At 52.4% G+C, this 1,931-nt stretch carries 3 protein-coding genes; all 3 read left to right on the top strand.

Annotation, left to right across the window (positions count from 1 at the left end; all coding sequences use genetic code 11):
* Window positions 1-287: CcdB family protein (locus L1249_RS17315; protein ID WP_235253802.1), on the top strand; the 287-nt coding region annotated here is incomplete at its 5' end.
* Between the two features lie 582 nt (window positions 288-869).
* Window positions 870-1,139 (top strand): type II toxin-antitoxin system death-on-curing family toxin, encoded by a 270-nt coding sequence (locus L1249_RS17310; protein ID WP_349636846.1) that lies wholly within the window; start codon window positions 870-872, stop codon window positions 1,137-1,139.
* Between the two features lie 63 nt (window positions 1,140-1,202).
* Window positions 1,203-1,859, top strand: a complete 657-nt coding sequence (locus L1249_RS17305) for an MBL fold metallo-hydrolase (RefSeq protein ID WP_228169121.1) — start codon at window positions 1,203-1,205, stop codon at window positions 1,857-1,859.
* Window positions 1,860-1,931 lie beyond the last annotated feature (72 nt).

Below are 1,931 nucleotides of genomic sequence, written 5' to 3'. Positions count from 1 at the left end.
AGGGCGCTTCCAAGCCCAGGCCGAGTGTTAGAATCTGGGTGCCGTCCATGTCATACCTCCTGCCGCTGTGGAGGTCATATTCTGGCCCAGCTCAGGGGGCGAATTCCACACCCAACGTCGAAGAGCCTAGTATTGAAGGTCAGGATTTCGTCATAGCCACTCAATACATGGCGGCTGTACCCAAGGGCGAATTGCGTTCTTGTGTTGGTAACCTTGCTGAGCAGCAGGACGAAATCTCTGCAGCGTTGGACATGCTGTTTTTGGGCTTTGATGCAAGAAAGTCTTAATTTTCAGCGGCGTGCCGAAGTGTCCTAACAAAGCCAGTCATGCGACGCCTTTTTCATTGCGGTTGCGCCTCCATTCCAAAGCCGCGCATTCTGACCAGTGCGCTCAGCCGCGGATTGCGCTCATCCCCTTTCTGCGGTTCTGTGGTGCGTCATGGGCTGTGATGACGCTGTGACGCGTCTGGGATTTCAAAGCGGTAGAGCAGAGCGGGTGCAGGGTAGGGCGTCGCTTTTTTTATGCGGGGTCAGGTGTATAATCTGAGTCAATTGTTCGGAGGTGCTCATGAACACAAAGATTGAAGTGTATGGCGTTAAGGCTGTTAAACGTCCCAGAATTGTTGCTAGCAAGCAGCTTGACCTCTCTGGTGAGTCTGGGCAGCAGATCGTCAAGTCTGAAACGAAATTGGTCCTCAGAACGCATAAGCAGACTTTCAAAAAGCTAGCTGATATGTGATGAACCTTATTTACTTTCCTTTCGAGCGTGTTGTGGAGATAAATGTCTTCATCCTGGAGCATGAGCCAGGAATGAAGGGAGCTGCCGATATAAAAAAGCTTCAAGGCGCTTTAGGCTGAGTAGACAATGCTATTGCATACTCTGGCCTGGATGACGTTTTCGAGATTGCGGCAAAATATGTAGCTTCCATTGCTCTTTCCCACTCTTTGTCTGATGCAAACAAGCGCACTGGTTTAGCAGTCGGCTTGGAATATTTGTCTCTTAATGATTTTGAGCTTACTGCTGATAATGAGTTATTTGCTGACGCAGTCAAAGATCTGGTGATCGGAGCCATTGATGAGTCAGATTTTGCTGATTTGCTTTACGCTCAATATGCCGCAGAGCAAGATAATAAACCATAATAATGGCACCCACTCGTCCTCAAGTGGACGATATGCGTCACCGCTACCTACCTGAGCAACACCATGAACCTACTCTTCCTCGGCACCTCCGCCGGAGTCCCAACCAAAACAAGAAACGTCTCTGGCGTCGCTTTGCGTGAAAGCAAAGGCAAGGGTTGGTACCTGATCGATTGTGGAGAGGGCACGCAGCATCAGGTGTTGCACACCAAGCTGTCGTTTCATTCGCTGAAGGCCATTTTGATTACCCATGTGCACGGCGACCACTGCTACGGGCTGCCGGGCATTCTGGCCAGTGCGGCCATGGGTGGGCGCACGGCGCCGCTGACCCTTGTGGCACCCAAGGGTATCCAAACCTGGTTGGAAGCCACCTGTGCGGTCACCCAACTCTGCCTGCCCTTCGCGCTGGAATTCATCTGCGCCGATGACCTGCCCAGCATCGAATTTGAGAACATAGCGGTGGAAACGTGTGCGCTTTCCCATCGCGTGCCGTGTTACGCCTATACGTTCACCGAGCGCAACGTGGAGGCCGCCCTGGATGTGGATAAATTGGATCGGCATGGCATTTCCAGAGGGCCGTTGTGGGGGCAGTTGAAGCGGGGCGTGGATATAACGTTCGAAGGCAAGCCACTGCGCAGCCAGGATTACCTGCTGTTCAAACACGCCCCGAGTTATTGTCAAATTCTGTGTATGGCCGGTCAGGCGGCAGTCCTGTCTGACTGATCGGTCAAGGGTTCGCCATCCTTGAACTGGACGTTGTTCACGACCAGCTCCAGCTTGTTGAACCCCTTGATC

It is taken from the genome of Halomonas sp. Cn5-12 (assembly GCF_021532545.1).
GTDB classification, from domain to species: domain Bacteria; phylum Pseudomonadota; class Gammaproteobacteria; order Pseudomonadales; family Halomonadaceae; genus Vreelandella; species Vreelandella aquamarina.
This window is presented reverse-complemented; position numbering and strand designations above follow the sequence as displayed.